Raw genomic sequence first — 15960 nt, 5'->3', positions numbered from 1 at the left:
ATACATCAAGATATGTGTCAACCTAGATTTGTGTAATTTCAGGTGCAAAGGCTTGCCGCACAGCTAATTAATATGTGCTAGCGAGTTAACCATTTCCAAAACGATGGGTTAGGTAAGGGTTTCTTTAACGTGGCGAATTGGATTGGTAGAGTCAAACGCGATCGGCGCAAACCAGCTGCAGTGGCAACTGCTCGGGTCATTAAGCAGAAACAGCCTAAGCCTTTATATCAAAGCTTTTTATTTTGGCTGACTCTATTGGTAGGAGCGGGGATAGCTGGTCCAGTTACCCGTGGCTATCGCTTTTGGCAGGAAGCAGATGCCAACTTACCTGATGTATCTGATGCGCTGACGTTTGCGCGTACAGGTACCATCACCATCAAGGCAGACGATAACAGCGTACTCCAGAAAATTGGACCGGCAACTCAGGAATATCTTGAATATGACAAGATTCCTGACACTCTGGTTCAAGGATTTATTGCTTCTGAGGATCGTCGGTTTTATGAGCACAATGGCATTGACTACAAAGGCATTGCTCGGGCCATAAATTCTAATTTGCGTAATCGTCAGTTAGTGGAGGGTGCTAGTACGATTACCCAGCAGGTGGCTCGAATTATTTTTCTCGATCAAGATCGAAGCTTCCAGCGTAAGTTTCGAGAAGCCCTGTTGGCTTACAAATTGGAGAAGGAGCTGGGTAAAGAAAAGATCCTTGAACGATATTTAAATCTGGTGTACCTGGGGGCAGGTGCCTATGGTGTGGCTGATGCTGCCTGGATTTACTTTGGTAAGTCGGTGGAAGAGCTGACGGTATCTGAAATTGCACTCATTGCTGGTATGGCTCCAGCGCCCAGTTTTTACTCACCCCTGGTGGATGAAGAGGCGGCTCGTCAACAGCGAGATAAGGTCATTAGCCGGATGTTAGCCAATGGTGTGATTTCCCAAGCTCAGGCGAATACTGCTTACCGGAGTGAGGTGGCAACCACACCTAATGAGCCCAAGTTTTTGTACAGTGAGTTTCCGTATTTCACTATCTATGTACAGAAACAGCTACCTAAGCTGATTTCTCAAGAGGATATTGAAGCGGGTGGGTTAGTGGTGGAAACCACCCTCAAACCCCAATGGCAGCGGGCAGCTGAAACAACCCTTGAAGAAGTCCTGGAAGAATATGGAACCTGGCAACGGTTTGAGCAGGGTTCAATTGTGGCGCTGAATCCTAAGACAGGCCAGGTGCATGCCATGGTGGGGGGTACTGATTTTGAAGAAAGTCAGTTTAATCGGGTAACTCAAGCTCAGCGACAGCCCGGATCTACATTTAAAGCCTTTGTTTATAGCGCTGCGATCGCAAGTGGAATGTCCCCCTACAAGGACTATGTTGATGCCCGCTATGTAGTTGACGGCTATGAACCCAAAAACTACGGCGAGCGTTTCAGTGGCAATGTTGAGCTGAGAAAAGCCCTAGCCTCATCCATCAATATCGTAGCCGTTAAAGTGCTGGTAGATATTGGCTTTGAGCCAGTCATTGACCTGGCAAAACGCATGGGCATTAAGTCAGATTTACTGCCCGCCTATTCTCTAGCCCTGGGCTCTTCTGAAGTCAACTTGTTAGAACTGACCAGTGCCTATGGCACGCTAGCGGCAAACGGCAAGCATATTGATAGCCACGGCATTAAGCGTATTACCAACCGCGCTGGCGAAGTTCTCTATGAGTTTTTGGACGAACCTGAGACTGCCATTGACGAGGACTCAGCGGCCATCATGACTTGGATGATGCGCAGTGTTGTTGAAGGAGGAACCGGCAGCAATGCCTACATCAGTGGTCGACAGATAGCTGGTAAAACCGGGACTTCTGAGAAAAACCGGGACCTCTGGTTTATTGGCTTTACTCCTCAGTTAGTAGTCGGGGTTTGGTTTGGGAATGACGATAGTAGCCCGACCCGAGGTGCCAGCAGTACAGCGGCCCATGCATGGCAGGAGTTTGTTTCCCAATTTATCGATGATCTCCCAGTAGAAAAATTTCCAGAGCTACCGCGATTGTCGGGTCGTGAGGGATCTATTGAAGCAAAGCCGATCAAACCTGGGAAAGTGGTTGCAGACAAAGCAGGCAGCCGGTCTTCCAGTCAGTCCGAGTCGCCAGCTCCACCGCCCCAACGGTCTGAACCTGTTGCGCCTGATCCAGTCCCAACTCCAGCGCCAACTGCGGCAACTGAGCCTGCCCCGACTAGTCGTCCAACCCCTGCGACATCAGGGGGTCGATCGGTATCGGCCCCAGCGCCGGCCCCGACCTCAGCAGCGCCGGCCCCGGCTCCGGTAGCGCCCGCGCCTGCGCCTGCGGCCCCAATAGCGCCTGCGCCAGTAGAACCTGCCCCCCCGGTAGCAGCACCTGCGCCTGCGGCCCCGGCTCCTCCGGTGGCTCCTGCACCAGTCGCCCCTGCGCCAGCACCGGTCGCCCCTGCGCCAGTAGATTCAGCGCCACCAGCAGAGTAAACTATAAATAACTTAAAAATACGGTATACCCACTTAAACACATTCGCTAGCAGAGGATAAACCTGTTTATGGCATTTTTATTCGGGGAAGCAGGTGCGTCTGGCATTCCTATGTACTACTTCCAACTTGTCTACGTTGTAGGATTCTTGGCGGCAGTCGGAATTGGCTCTCTGGCCTGGTATAACTCCAAACGCCCTCCTGGCTGGGAAGATGCGGCCCGACCCGACTTTATTCCAGATGTTGAGGGCCAAGATGGTGAAGGCGACAGCACTGACAGTAAGTAGGCAGAACGTTAGTCAATGACCCGCAGTCGCCCTTGAGTAATGGCCTCAAATATTGCTTGTACCTGGGCTTGTTCATGTCTATTTAACTGAGTTTTGCCCAGGAGGGAGTCCATGAGCACATGCTGAGTTTCTCGACTAATCCGACGGCGAGTCAAGATTGTTTGCATGAGACTTTCAAGGGATTGAGTCTTTGCATTGCTACTTAGCATGGCACTTACTCCAGGGACAACTACAGGATAAGAGTCATAAAGTCGTTGAAGAGAGCTTTTATGTCTATCCCTAATATGCTTTCCAGGCAAGACTTTGACCGTGATTCTCAAGTCATATTTTTGTGATCTTTGCCACCTTTTTAGGTGATTTGATTTGCTTCTGACAAGACAATAGTTTCAATAGTTTTGGGAGCAGTCACTGGAGACCCATCATTGTGTATTTAGAGCCGCTCGCTTTTATAGCGGAAATATTCTGAAAGAGCAGCAATCAGCCCTGAAGCTAAGATTAACAGGACACTCAGGGCATTAATATCAGGTTTAATCCCGGTTTTAACACGGCTAAAAATTTCAATGGGTAGGGGATTAGCCCCTCCTGCCGTAAAGCTGGAAATGAGTAAATCATCCATACTCAGTACAAATGCCAGCAGACAACCGGACAAAATCGCTGGGGCTAGCTGTGGAATCAGGACTTTAATCAGTGCTTGGGTAGGGGTAGCTCCTAGGTCTAAAGCAGCTTCTTCCAAATTTGGGTCGAGTCCTTTGAGACGGCTAGAAACCACAACGGCGATATAGGCAAGGCAGAATACCATGTGGGCTGCGATCGCAGTCCATAAACTTAATGGAATAGCCAACGAAGCCAGAAACACCAGAGTAGCAACTGCGATCGCAATGTCTGGAATAATCAAAGGCAGATAGGAAACGCCGACGTAGAGAGACTTGCCTGGAAAACGATATTTCGCAAGACCGACAGCCATCAGGGTACCAAGCACTGAAGACACAGCCACCGCACACAGAGCAATTTTGAGGCTATCGCCCAGGGCAAAAAACAGCCGTTCATCCCCTAGCAATTTGCGGTACCAGGTTAAGCTAAACCCCCGCCAAATGGCACCGTACCGAGATTCATTAAAGCTGTACACCCCCAAGATAATAATCGGGATGTACATGAAGCTGTACATGGCCAGGGTCAGAATAGCCTGCCATGAGGGCAGACGTCTGCCAGATTGTTGGTTCGCGGGAACAGCAGGTTTCATGAGTAAATCTCAGGGTTGCGATCGCCATATCTAAGCAATAGTGCGATCGCTAAACTCACCATCAAAATCAGCACCATACTCAACGCAGATCCAAAGCCCCAGTTGCGAGCGACGCCTAAAAACTGGTTATAAATTAGCCGAGAGATAGTCATACTTGTGGGTCCGCCTAGCAGAGTTGGCACCACAAAATCCCCCAGACTAGTAACAAAGACCAGCAGACACCCTGCAGCAATTCCTGGCAAAGTCTGAGGCACCGTCACCCGCCAAAAAGCAATACGGGGGTTAGCTCCCAAATCGGCAGCAGCCTCCAGCAGCTGTAAATCTAACTTCTCCAATGAGGCATACAGAATCAGCACCATGTAAGGCAAGAAGCTGTAAGTCATCCCGATGTAAACTGCCCAGTGAGTATTCATCAAATCCTGGGTCGGGAGCCCGACGGTACTCAACACCAAATTAATCACTCCTGATGGCCTTAGTAGGGTAATCCACGCATAGGTACGCAACAGAGAAGAGGTCCACAGGGGCAGAATAAACAACACCAATAGCAAGTTACGCCAGCGTTTTGGGGCCATCAGCGCCAGCCAGTAAGCCACCGGAAACCCAAGGGTTAAACATAGCAATGTTGTGCCGGTCGCAAACGTAGCCGAGCGCCGTAAAACCTGCAAATAAGTCGGCTCTAAAATTCTCAAATAGTTGAGCAAGCCATAGCTCTCAATTGCTTGGCCTGGCCTTAGACCAGGCACCAAACTCAACTCCCCGATTAGTAAGGTGGGGAGCACTACCAGCATCAGTAGCCACACACCGGCTGGCCCCAGTAGCCCCAATGGCCTAGCAATAGCCCTCACCCTTTGCCCAACAGCAGCTAAACTGATGGCTTTTGGCAAGGCCGCTGTTGGTTTAATCCCTCTATCCATCTGCCCTAGGCGCTAGTAACCTTAGTCCAATACTCATCATAAAGAGCATTGGCTTCCTCACCTACAGGAGCAATGCCTTCAGCCTTAGCCAAGACATCTTCAGGGGGGAACAAATTCTTGTTATCTAACAGATCTTGGGGGAGCATAGCCATGGCTTCTCCATTGGGTGTGGCAAAGAAGAGTCGCTCCACTGTTTCCTTGGAAACCTGAGGTTGCAGATTGAAATTGATCCACTCGTAAGCAGCGTCCACATTAGGAGCGGATGTCGGAATAACCATGGTGTCTGTCCACACCGAAGCTCCACTCTCAGGAATTACATACTTAAAGTTAGGATTTTCGAGACTGACCGGGATGCCTTCCACCGAATAAACCATGGACAGTAGTAAATCACCACTGAGCAACTCATCTTGCCAGCCAAAGGACTTAAAAGAGGCCAGAGAGGGCTTGAGATCTAACAGCTTCTGATAGGCTTCCTCCAGCTGAGCAGGATCAGTCGCATTGTAGGAATAGCCTAGAGAGCTTAGGACTGCGCCCATTGTTTCTCGGACATCATCCAGCAGAGTCATTTTTCGAGAGAGCACATCCCGGTTATCCCATAAGTAGTCCCAATCTGTGGGTGGCGTTGTTAAAACTTCGGAATTGTAGAGCAGCCCAGTAGTCCCCCAACTGAAGGGAATGCTGTGGGTATTCTCAGAATCGTAGACAGGGCTCTTCCACTTCTCGCGAATCTTGTCCATGCCCACCAGACGCGCCTTGTCTAACTCGGTGAGCATGCCTAGACCGATCATCTCAGTCACCATATAGTCTGACGGATAGATCACGCTGTAGTTATCGCCGCCACCAGCTTGCATTTTTGCCAACATGGTTTCATTGGAATCATAGACGTCAATTTTGACCTCTATTCCGGTAGCTTCGGTAAACTGTGCGGCTAGCTCATCGTCTGTGTAGTCAGCCCACGTGTAAATGTGCAGAGTACCAGATGCTTGGGGATCATCACTAGGAGACGTATTGTCCGGTGCCGTTGTGGTCTCACCAATGGTACGACGGCAGTTGGATAGCCCCACTCCAGCCAGGGCTGCTGCAGAGCCTTGCAGAAAACGACGACGGGACGTACGCGAAAACAACGATGAATTGCGGGATAGTCGGCGGGGCACAGTCTTTCTCCTCTAAGCAGACACCATGAATACTTTAGAACCACCCCATGACCTTAGGCTATTAGGAAATAAGAATTTGTTCATGCCGATCCTTATGGGTAAGAGTTATACCTTAAATCCAGAGGTGGCCTGACTGGTAGATAACCTTGATCAAGGGCAGCACATTAAACCAGAACCTGACAGTCAGGGGATGCCCAGGACACATGTACTGGGGTGCCTGGTCGATAGGCCATATGGTTGGGTTGTAGCACTCGCAATTGTTCCCCTGTAGTTAATTCAATAATGCAATGAATGTGGGGACCTGTGTATAGGGTATGTTTAACTTCACCCGGATAACAGTTGTCGTGGGTTGCAGGTTTGGCGGCTCCGGCTTGGGCACTAATATGAATTTTTTCGGGACGAATACTGATATCTATTGATTCAATGCCGTTGAGCTTACTCACGTCAGTAGATGAGGGCGAAATGGCCACCTGCAGTCCATTGGACGTCACCAGCGTGAGGGGCTGCTGCTGAATCTGCCCTGAGAGCAGATTAGTATCACCGATAAAATCAGCGACAAATGCAGTAGAGGGGTGCTCATAAATTTCGTTGGGAGAACCCACTTGTTCAATGCAGCCGTCTTTCATAACGGCAATCCGATCAGACAGCGATAGTGCTTCTTCTTGATCGTGGGTCACCATGATAAAAGTGATGCCGAGTCGCTTGTGCAGATTTGAAAGTTCAACCTGCATCTGTTTACGCAGCTTTAAGTCCAGCGCCCCCAAAGGTTCATCCAGTAACATGACTGCCGGATGATTCACCAAGGCCCGGGCTAAGGCCACCCGCTGTCTCTGACCACCAGAGAGTTGGCTGGGAAATCGTCTCGCAAAGCTTTCCATCTGCACCAGGGTCAGGGCTTCTCCTACTTGTTGACGCAGCTCAGCTTTAGGAACCTTTTTGATCTTGAGGCCAAAGGCAACGTTGTCCCATACGCTCATGTGGTCAAACAATGCATAGCTTTGAAAGACGGTGTTGACTGAACGTCGATGGGCGGGAACGCCGTTCATGCACTGTCCTTGAATGGTCAGCTGCCCAGAGGTGAGGGTCTCAAAGCCAGCAATCATTCTTAGGGTGGTGGTTTTACCACAGCCTGACGGTCCCAGAATGCTAAAAAACTCACCTTGCCGAATCTGTAAGTTGAGTCCCTGAACTGCCGTCTCATCCCCAAAGGTTTTGACGACATCTTTGAGTTCTACATCCAATGCCACTGTTGCGTCTGCTACTGGCGGAGAGATGGTTTGAGCCATAGGATGCAATCCTCGTGATTGTCCATTTACATTATTTTACGGTCAGTAGCTCAAAATCCCAATTAATTGAACGTAGGGAGTCAGTCATAGTGATAGGGGCTTGTGTGCAAACCACAGCTCGCTAGAGAATACTGGGTGTCCCCTGAAATGAGGGCCTTGAGCGGTTTGAGTCTCATGGAATTTAGCCGGAGAAGCTACACTAATCAAAGCTTAAGCTTTATTTTGGAATATATTGGATTTCCAGAATAAAAAGCCTCTCAGTTCTGAATTGTGAGTTTAGGCATGTGTAAATGGGTAAAGCATGCTTGTAAGGGTGTTACCCAACTACCCAAGCTCTATTTGTAATTTTGCCCATCTACCTAGGATCTTCCAGCGTCGTCAATCATGGCCTTTCTTCAATACTCCTCTTCAAAGGTTGAAAAAAAGGGCGGACGAACCGTTGGTCGCCAGTACCAATCGGTCATCATGATGCTCTTTTTGTCGCTGGTGATGCTAGGCGGCATTGGTAGTCGGCTGTTTTATTTGCAGCTAGTGGAAGGCGATCGCAACCGTGAACTGGCTGAAGAAAACCGCATTTTACTACTGCCGAGACGACCGGCACGGGGCACAATATTCGATCGCAAGGGCAAAATTTTAGCTGGCAGTCGACTGTCTCACTCTGTTTCGATTTGGCCAATTGCGCTGCCAGTCGATCAACGTGACCAAGTGGTCAAGCGGCTAGCTCAGCTGCTCGACATTCCAGCAGAGGAAATTCAACAACGGATCGAATCGGCTGGATATGAGTCGACACAATCGATTGCGATCGCACGTGGCCTCAGCCCGGCCCAGACCACAGCCCTAGCTGAATATGCCCCAGAGCTGCCCGGTGTACGGGTAGAAGCAGAGGCCATCCGTAATTATCCCAATGGTGATCTGGCGGCCCATGTCATTGGCTATACGGGCGAAATTAACGAAGAAGAATTTGACCGGATGGGCAGCGATGGTCAGGGCTATCGCCTGGGAGACATTATTGGCAAAATGGGCTCTGAAAAATCATTTGAGTCCATGTTACGCGGTGTCTGGGGTGGTCAGCAGGTAGAAGTAGATAGCGCCGGTAATGTTCTCAGCATCCTAGGAGAAAAGCCACCGGAATCGGGTCAAAATATCCGCCTTACCTTAGATTTGGAGTTGCAAAAGGCCGCCGAAAAGGCTTTAGGCGATACTATTGGTGCCATCGTGGCGATGGACCCCAACGATGGCGCGATCCTGGCCATGGTCAGTCGGCCCACATTTGATCCAAATATTTTTTCTACGCGGATTACCCAGGCTCAGTGGGAGCAGCTCAACAGCCGTGGCAATCCGTTTTTGAATCGTGCCCTGCAGGCCTACCCCCCCGCCAGTACATTCAAAATTATTACCACTACTGCAGCGATTGAATCGGGAACGTTTCCTGCCAGTACCGTCTTACCTACCTTTCCCAATATCAACGCTGGTGGCATCTTATTCTGGGACTGGAACAATGCCGGTTTTGGCCCCTTAGGTTTTGCGGGTGCGCTGCAGTGGAGTAGCGATACTTTCTACTATCAGGTGGGGATGCGGATGGGGCATGAACCGCTGATTGAGTGGATGCGTAGATACGGGCTAGGAGAAAAAACGGGGATTGAACTGGCGACGGAGGAGTCCCCCGGTTTGGTGCCGGATGAGGCCTGGAAACAGGAAGTAATTGAAGAACCATGGTATCTCGGAGATACCATCAATATGACCATTGGCCAGGGTTACATGCAGGTAACACCACTACAAACAGCGATCATGTTTGCGATCGCAGCTAATGATGGCTATCGGGTTATCCCCCATCTACTGCAGGATGGCGCTGAATCAAAACAGTGGAAAGAATCTCTGGAAATGCGACCTGAAACCATCAAAGTGATTCAAGATGGTCTGCGCAAGGTGATCACTAGCGGTACAGCCACCAGTTTGAATGTGCCGACACTGCCCACACCTGCGGGTAAAACCGGTACCGCAGAAGCTCCCCCCTTTGAAAGCCATACCTGGTTTGGAGCCTATGCTCCCTTCGAAAATCCTGAGATTTTAGTCGTGACGTTTGGTGAGCACTCCGGCGGCGGCGGCGGCTCCTTTGCCGCCCCCATGGCGAAACAAGTATTGGAAGCTTATTTCAATGGGCCACAGAAAAAGGACAACGACACTGAGCCATCGTCGTAGCCTGCAACATAGAAAATTAGTCTGGTTATTCCAGATTTTTTACTAACTCCGCAGGGTTACTTTAAACTTTTTCTCTAAGGCCGCGCGGATTTTGTCCTGCAACGGGTCGATATCCTGATCGGTGAGGGTGCGATCGCTAGCGCGATACAGCATCCGAAAGGCCAGACTGCGCTGACCGTCAGGAACGCCCTGGCCCTTATACTCATCAAATAAGGTGACGGTTTCCAATAGCTGACCGCCCGTGCGGGCAATCAACTTTTCTAGATCGGCCACCGATACATCTAAAGGAGCATAAAAGGCAATATCGCGGTCGGACCCTGGATAGGTGGAATAGCTCTTAAACTTGGGAGCACGGAAGCGGTCGCTGACTAGACAGGTTGCGATCGCTGACCAGTTCAATTCAAATACATAAACCTCTTCCGGCAGATCCCGCTCCTGACGCAGGCGTGGGTGCAATTGACCAAAGGTACCCAGCCGCGTACGCCCCCGCACCCACAAAGAAGCCGTGCGCCCTGGATGGAGACGCTCATCCTCACTATCGGCGCGATAGTCAACCGTCAGTCCCACCTGCTGAAACACAGCGTCCAAAACACCTTTGGCTTCATACCAGGTCATAGGGGTCGTGGTTCCACCCCATTGGCCATTAGCCGCGTTACCGCCTAGAATGCCGCCGATACGCTCATATTCATTGAGCTGACCCGCTTCATTGATAAAAACGTGGCCGATTTCAAACGCATTCAGAGGGCCATTGCCGTTCTCCAGGTTGGACTGAAAGCCATCGATTAAGCCGGAGAGTAGGTCCGAACGTAGGGCAGAATATTCGGTAAATAGGGGATTTTCCAAAACCACCCGTTGAGGAGCCGGATTTGTCAGAGAATAGTGTAGTACCTCAGTCAGACCAGCACCGCGAAAAGCTGCTCTAAGCTGACGTGCCAAGGCAGCCTCTGGTGACAGTCGCCCACGAGATGTTTGCTGGGGCAAGGTGTTACCAAAACGGTTGTAGCCGAATAGGCGAGCAACTTCTTCAATCAGGTCAATTTCGCGCTCCAGATCACGATAGCGATAGGCCGGTACCGTAACGATCCAGGCCCCTTCACCATCCGCTGTCAAACTGCATCCTAACCGGACCAAGGTATCTTCGACATCAGCCGCACTAAGGGTCGCGACCGTGCCATCCTCAGCGATGTAATTGCCTAAAATCTGCTGCACCCGTTTGAGGCGTAGCCCAACCGTACGGGTAGGGGTAATTTTCCCTACCTCAGTGCGTTCATCCTGCTGGTAGGTAAGCTTGGCATCGGCCAGCTCTACCATGAGTTGAATAGCGCGCTTGGCAGCTAGCTCTAGTTCAGCGGGATTGACTCCCCGCTCATACCGGGCTGAGGCCTCAGTCCGCAGCCCCTGACTCCGAGCCGAACGTCGGATGACCGCGGCATCAAAAAATGCGGCTTCTAGAAAAACGTTTTGAGTATCCTCCTGGACCTCAGAATCTTCACCTCCCATCACACCAGCAAGAGCTACTGGCACATCATTGGCAGTAATGGCCAAGGTTTGGTTCTTAAGCTGGCGCTCCTGGCCATCCAGGGTGGTGAGGGTTTCATCCGGTTTGCCAAACCGGACGCTGACGGTGGTGTCGGTTCCCCGGGTCAGACGATCTAGATCAAAGGCGTGGAGCGGTTGCCCCCACTCCAGTAATACATAGTTAGTAATATCGACAACGTTATTGATAGAGCGCGTGCCGGAGGCTTCCAGGCGCTGTTTCAGCCAAGCAGGAGATGGGCCAATTTTTATTTGCTCTAATGTGGTGCCGATATAAATAGGGCAGGCTTTGGGCTCTGAAAGTGCGATCTCAACATGGCTTTTCGCGTTAGCAGGTTTCGTTGCATCTTGAATCGGTAGTGTTAGTTCTGCCCCCGTGATGGCAGCAACTTCGCGGGCAATGCCCACCATACTCAAAGCATCCGCTCGATTTGCCGTCGAGGATAAATCCAAAACCGTATCGTCTAGACCTAACAGCGGTCGTACATCTTGACCCACCTTTAAATCAGGCGCTTCAAAAATGTGAATACCCTCTGACTCCTTAGCTAACCCTAGCTCTGCTAACGAGCAAATCATGCCTGAGGACGCTACACCGCGAACCTTACGCAGTTTAATCTTGAGGTCCACTTGGGGTAGATAGGTATTCACCTTAGCCACAGGCACAAAAATATCTGCCCGCACATTGGCAGCACCACAGACAATCGTCGATGCCTCAGCATCACCAATCTCGACGGTGCAAATACTCAGCTTGTCAGCATCGGGGTGGGGCTGTCGGTCAAGGACTTTACCAACGACAACACCATCAGCCCAGCTACGGCGCTCCTCAATCTCTTCAACTTCAAACCCTGCCATTGTTAAAGCATCGCCAATGGCTTCTGGGGTTAATTTCGGATCGACAAATTCTTTGAGCCAGTTGACAGAAATGCGCATGGAGCCTGGGTTAAAAGAGTATAGATGGCAATAGAACCAAATTATTCTACCGCTGAAGCTCCGCTTTCGGCTGTTTGTTTAACTGCGTCGTGTCAGCCCAGAGGATGCTCTCAATAGTAACCATTTCAAGCAGATTAGACACTCTATTCTAAAAGCACCAATTCTTAAATTGCCACTGGCGGCAAAAACAATTGGATAAGATAATAAAGATAATAAATGAAACCGTTGGCATCTACTGGGATGAGACGTTGGGCAAGATTGCTTTAAGGCTTCCCCACTTTCCATAGAGGATTTACTCTATGGAAATCTTTAAAACAGCAGAAATAAAATTAAGCTATTAGAAGAATCTTACTTATTCCATTACTCATGACTGATGGTTGCGAAATGCGAAGTAATTAGAAATTACTGGAGTCAACCCAAATCAATTCTGTTCTCTAGGGAGCAGTAATAGCGGGTCGTTCCCTGTCCAGTTGTGTCGGATGTCGTGCCATAGTTAACCATAGCCCCAGTCATATTGATGTGAACAGGGTGGCTAAAGCTACATGACCTACTGCATTAATTCAGAGTGTCCTAGCCCTAAGAATCCGTCCACAGCAAGACAGTGTCTTGCCTGCGGCACAGACCTACTGTTGCGCGATCGCTATCGTGTGAGTGGTGCTTTAGGTAAAGGTGGTTTTGGCACTACATTTCTGGCCCATGATGAAGGCCTACCAGGTTGTCCACCCTGTGTCATCAAGCAGCTCCAGCCGACAGCTGAAGCTCCTCATGTCATGCAGATGGCTCGCGATTTATTTGCTCGTGAAGCCAAAATCCTTGGCAAAATCGGGAACCATCCACAGCTGCCACGTCTGCTAGATTACTTTGAAGCCCGCACGGACTTCTTTTTAGTTCAAGAGTACATCCACGGTTCTACGCTGCAAAAAGAAGTCAAAACCCGTGGTGCATTCAGCGAAGCCGGGACCAAGCAATTTTTGAGTGAAATACTGCCAGTTATGCAGTATATCCATCGTAATCAGGTTATTCACCGTGATATTAAGCCCGCTAATCTGATTCGACGCGATGCCGATAAGCGACTGGTATTGATTGATTTTGGTGCTGTCAAAGACAAAGTCAATCCGGTTAAAGCCAGCGAAGAATCAGGGCATACAGCTCTGACAGCCTATGCCGTAGGTACTCCCGGCTATGCCCCACCAGAACAAATGGCTATGCGGCCAGTGTATGCCAGCGACATTTATGCCATCGGTGTGACCTGCCTATATTTGCTAACGGCAAAGTCACCTAAGGAAATGTCCTATGATCCACAATCTGGAGAAATTCTTTGGCAACAGCACGTCAAAGTGAGCGATCATTTTGCCGGTGTATTAAGCAAAATGCTAGAAATTTCAGTCCGACATCGATACAGTTCGGCTGATGCAATTTTGCGCGATCTTGATTTGGAGCCTTACTTAGACAGTCTGGCCCAAAACATGGCGATCCCCACCAACGCTCCTAAGGATGTAGAACCCGTTAGTCAACCCTCGTTTAACAGCGAAGATACAGCATCTGTCTTAGGATTAGACGATTCCCAATCGGGTATATCGCCCTCAGCTCGCATGGCAGCGGCTATTCGTGCCCGTAAAGAGCGGCGTCAAAATACTAAGCCATCGCCGATTGCGCCGCGTCGCCCTGCTGGCAACTTACTATCCAGTAGTTCTAGCCAGTCAGGACCGTTTTCTGGAAATGGTAAAAAAATCACCCCGGAAGCGGTTCAAAGGGCCTATGGCCGAGGGCATCGTGATTTCTCACTGCAGCCACTATCTCGACTAAATTTACAGCGAATGTCTCTTAGTGGTGCCAGTTTTGCCGGTGCCCAGCTCAGGGACTGCAATTTGCAAGGAACGGATCTAACAAACGTTAATCTCAGCAAAGCTGATTTGCGTCAGTGTAATCTGAAAAATGCCAAGCTATCGAACGCCTACATGGGGCAGGCAAATCTGGAAAATAGCGATCTGAGAGGAGCCAACTTGAGCCGTAGTAATTTGGCAGGCGCTAACCTCAAAGGCGTCAATTTATGCGGCGCAGATTTGACGGGCGCTAATCTCACTGAAGCTCAACTCAGTGTCGCTAAAACCAACTGGTCCACTATTTATCCCAATGGGCGTCGGGGACTGCGCTAGAGATATTGCCCATGATTTGGCCTCATTGGTTCCCGATTTTTCCGGTGCCGCGTTAGGATATCTAAGGTATTTTGTGGCAGTCTGTTAATTCTATGTTTCTTGATGAGCTCACCCCGATTATGCAAGAAATTCTGGGGCAGCCTGTCGCCTTCTTAGGCGGGTTCGCGTCTGGTTTTTTGAAGCTCAACTTGAATGATGATCCAGTAAAAAGCTGGTTGGAAAACCAAGGTGCCGATGTCTCTAACCAGAGTAACGATGATGACGACACTAATGGTAAGGGTCCTCAGACTATTTCTATTGATTAGGCAATAATTCTGCAGTCCAGACCTGAATTTGCGACTGAAGAGATTCACTTGGAGATTCTGCTAGGATCTCTAAGGCTCTTTGATAGTCACTAATTGCACAGTTCCACTGGCCATCTAATTGATACGTACGTCCCCTTTCTGCATAGATATCTGCACTCAAATTTCCGATAAAGAGTGCTAGGCCAAAGCAGACAATAGCATCGTCATACAAGCTCAAAGCTCTAAAAAGAATGCCTTGGTGGACTCTGGCATTGATGTTGTCCGGGTCCAGGCCAATAGCAGTATCATAGTCCGCAAGTGCTTCACTCCAGTGCCCTAAAGCAGCGTTACACTTGGCTCGGTTGGCATAAATCTGGCCTTCGTTATGATTAAGCTGCAGTGCTTGATTGTAATCGGCCATCGCCTGAGACCAGCTTTGGTAGTGAGCATAAATTAAGCCCCGGTTGATATAGTGGTCGGGGTTTTTGGGCTCTTGGATAATGAAGTAGTTGAGTAAGAGAATGGCTCTGGGATAGTCCTGATATTGAATAGCTTGATGCAGGCTTTGCTTAAGCTGTTGGTCAATGCTTGCTTTTGGGAAAATACCTAAGTGCCTGGTTTGAGATGGTTTAGATGTAGATGACAGCATCGTAGATACTCCCTATAATTCATGGCCTCTGGTCGGAGATAGCTGTTACCCTACAATCGCGGTATTGCCAATCGCTAGAACAACGCCATTAACGAAATGGTTGCATGGTGATTATGCCTAACCCAACCGGGAAATAACGGAGTGTTTGCCGCTCGGCATGCAGTTATTCAGTATTTGTCCGTAGAGTCTAACGCCGGTTAGGAATATCCGCCCTGATGGCATGGCTGCTCAAAATCACCTAAGGATTGCCAAACGTTACAACGCATGGGGTTTTATAACGGATTAGCGCGTAAATTCTTGTCCGTTAGCATGCAAACGTTAGGATTGAAGGCGTTAAAGCTATCAAAAAATCGCTTCGGGCTACTATGACTCTCCCTTCTCCACCAATGGCACTCTCGGATAGCGACTACGTAATTGTTGGCCTAGCCCATTGCTTCACTAAGCAAGATGGCAATTTGGTGCCAGTAAAAATTTTAGAACCTGTTCCTTCTGCTTATTTTGAAGCGCTGACTAAAGGTGTACCTACCTCGTACAAGGCTCTATACAGCTTACAGCTGGGGAATCTATTAAAAGATCAGCAACCAATATTAACGAATTTACCCGTCGATACGAAGGACGTACAGTTCTGCAAAGATTTTGTAGAGCGCACTTTGGCAGCTGTAAGAACTTATCAGAGTAGAGAGGACATCCAAGCCACACTCCCCTGTGGTCAGGTGTTTTCTGAAATCAACTTTTCTACTGAGAAAAAGCGAATCTTGAATGCCGCAAATCGAGTAACTGCTGACGATAATGTAAAGCAGCATAAATATACTCACATGACACTTTGAGGTGTGCGTCTGGAATAAAG

General features: G+C 49.4%; 13 protein-coding genes. 6 read left to right on the top strand and 7 right to left on the bottom strand.

From position 1 onward, the window contains the following. Positions 1–129 precede the first annotated feature (129 nt). Together N836_RS53895 and psb35 are read left to right on the top strand one after the other, a co-directional pair. The gene (locus tag N836_RS53895; RefSeq protein WP_023073155.1) at positions 130–2481 is read left to right on the top strand and encodes a PBP1A family penicillin-binding protein; all 2352 of its coding nucleotides are present in this window, start codon (positions 130–132) and stop codon (positions 2479–2481) included. 68 nt (positions 2482–2549) lie between these two features. Beyond that, positions 2550–2765, top strand: a complete 216-nt coding sequence (psb35, locus tag N836_RS53890) for a photosystem II assembly protein Psb35 (RefSeq protein ID WP_023073154.1) — start codon at positions 2550–2552, stop codon at positions 2763–2765. An 8-nt stretch (positions 2766–2773) separates the two neighbouring features. On the opposite strand, the gene N836_RS75860 is transcribed toward psb35, so the two are convergent. The 5 genes from N836_RS75860 to N836_RS53870 form a co-directional block, all read right to left on the bottom strand. Beyond that, the gene (locus N836_RS75860; protein WP_152532143.1) at positions 2774–2974 is read right to left on the bottom strand and encodes a hypothetical protein; all 201 of its coding nucleotides are present in this window, start codon (positions 2972–2974) and stop codon (positions 2774–2776) included. Positions 2975–3195: 221 nt separating this feature from the next. Further along, a complete protein-coding gene (locus N836_RS53885) occupies positions 3196–4005 on the bottom strand; it encodes an ABC transporter permease (protein ID WP_023073152.1) in 810 nt (269 codons plus the stop codon). Continuing rightward, positions 4002–4919, bottom strand: coding sequence for an ABC transporter permease (locus N836_RS53880; RefSeq protein WP_023073151.1), 918 nt, complete (start codon positions 4917–4919; stop codon positions 4002–4004). The genes N836_RS53885 and N836_RS53880 overlap by 4 nt, the downstream gene beginning before the upstream one ends. Positions 4920–4924: 5 nt before the next feature. After that, on the bottom strand, positions 4925–6073 hold the full coding sequence (locus N836_RS53875; protein WP_023073150.1) for an ABC transporter substrate-binding protein: 1149 nt from the start codon (positions 6071–6073) through the stop codon (positions 4925–4927). A 164-nt stretch (positions 6074–6237) separates the two neighbouring features. Continuing rightward, a complete protein-coding gene (locus tag N836_RS53870) occupies positions 6238–7359 on the bottom strand; it encodes an ABC transporter ATP-binding protein (protein ID WP_023073149.1) in 1122 nt (373 codons plus the stop codon). Between the two features lie 384 nt (positions 7360–7743). On the opposite strand from N836_RS53870, the gene mrdA reads away from it, so the two are divergent. Further along, entirely contained in the window at positions 7744–9558 is a 1815-nt protein-coding gene (gene mrdA / locus N836_RS53865) for a penicillin-binding protein 2 (RefSeq protein ID WP_023073148.1), read from the top strand. A gap of 42 nt (positions 9559–9600) precedes the next feature. Here mrdA and pheT read toward each other — a convergent pair whose 3' ends face one another. Then, positions 9601–12024 (bottom strand): phenylalanine--tRNA ligase subunit beta, encoded by a 2424-nt coding sequence (gene pheT, locus N836_RS53860; RefSeq protein ID WP_023073147.1) that lies wholly within the window; start codon positions 12022–12024, stop codon positions 9601–9603. Positions 12025–12566: 542 nt separating this feature from the next. On the opposite strand from pheT, the gene N836_RS53855 reads away from it, so the two are divergent. Both N836_RS53855 and N836_RS53850 read left to right on the top strand, forming a co-directional pair. Then, entirely contained in the window at positions 12567–14180 is a 1614-nt protein-coding gene (locus N836_RS53855; protein WP_023073146.1) for a serine/threonine-protein kinase, read from the top strand. A 92-nt stretch (positions 14181–14272) separates the two neighbouring features. Then, entirely contained in the window at positions 14273–14485 is a 213-nt protein-coding gene (locus N836_RS53850) for a hypothetical protein (protein WP_023073145.1), read from the top strand. On the opposite strand, the gene N836_RS53845 is transcribed toward N836_RS53850, so the two are convergent. Next, positions 14475–15113: a tetratricopeptide repeat protein gene (locus tag N836_RS53845; RefSeq protein ID WP_023073144.1), complete on the bottom strand. Its 639-nt coding sequence runs from the start codon at positions 15111–15113 to the stop codon at positions 14475–14477. The genes N836_RS53850 and N836_RS53845 overlap by 11 nt on opposite strands. 365 nt (positions 15114–15478) lie before the next feature. On the opposite strand from N836_RS53845, the gene N836_RS53840 reads away from it, so the two are divergent. Continuing rightward, positions 15479–15940 (top strand): hypothetical protein, encoded by a 462-nt coding sequence (locus N836_RS53840; RefSeq protein ID WP_023073143.1) that lies wholly within the window; start codon positions 15479–15481, stop codon positions 15938–15940. Positions 15941–15960 lie beyond the last annotated feature (20 nt).

The sequence above is a fragment of the Leptolyngbya sp. Heron Island J genome, from assembly GCF_000482245.1.
In the GTDB taxonomy this organism is placed as follows: domain Bacteria; phylum Cyanobacteriota; class Cyanobacteriia; order Phormidesmidales; family Phormidesmidaceae; genus Leptothoe.
Note: the sequence above shows the minus strand (reverse complement) of the source record. Positions and strands in the feature narration are given on the sequence as shown.

Coding starts and splice junctions, on each gene's coding strand:
- N836_RS75860 (WP_152532143.1), bottom strand. CDS start 2,974: ATGCTAAGTAGCAATGCAAAGACTCAATCCCTTGAAAGTCTCATGCAA.
- pheT (WP_023073147.1), bottom strand. CDS start 12,024: ATGCGCATTTCTGTCAACTGGCTCAAAGAATTTGTCGATCCGAAATTA.
- psb35 (WP_023073154.1), top strand. CDS start 2,550: ATGGCATTTTTATTCGGGGAAGCAGGTGCGTCTGGCATTCCTATGTAC.
- N836_RS53845 (WP_023073144.1), bottom strand. CDS start 15,113: ATGCTGTCATCTACATCTAAACCATCTCAAACCAGGCACTTAGGTATT.
- N836_RS53885 (WP_023073152.1), bottom strand. CDS start 4,005: ATGAAACCTGCTGTTCCCGCGAACCAACAATCTGGCAGACGTCTGCCC.
- N836_RS53840 (WP_023073143.1), top strand. CDS start 15,479: ATGACTCTCCCTTCTCCACCAATGGCACTCTCGGATAGCGACTACGTA.
- N836_RS53870 (WP_023073149.1), bottom strand. CDS start 7,359: ATGGCTCAAACCATCTCTCCGCCAGTAGCAGACGCAACAGTGGCATTG.
- N836_RS53855 (WP_023073146.1), top strand. CDS start 12,567: ATGACCTACTGCATTAATTCAGAGTGTCCTAGCCCTAAGAATCCGTCC.
- N836_RS53850 (WP_023073145.1), top strand. CDS start 14,273: ATGTTTCTTGATGAGCTCACCCCGATTATGCAAGAAATTCTGGGGCAG.
- N836_RS53880 (WP_023073151.1), bottom strand. CDS start 4,919: ATGGATAGAGGGATTAAACCAACAGCGGCCTTGCCAAAAGCCATCAGT.
- mrdA (WP_023073148.1), top strand. CDS start 7,744: ATGGCCTTTCTTCAATACTCCTCTTCAAAGGTTGAAAAAAAGGGCGGA.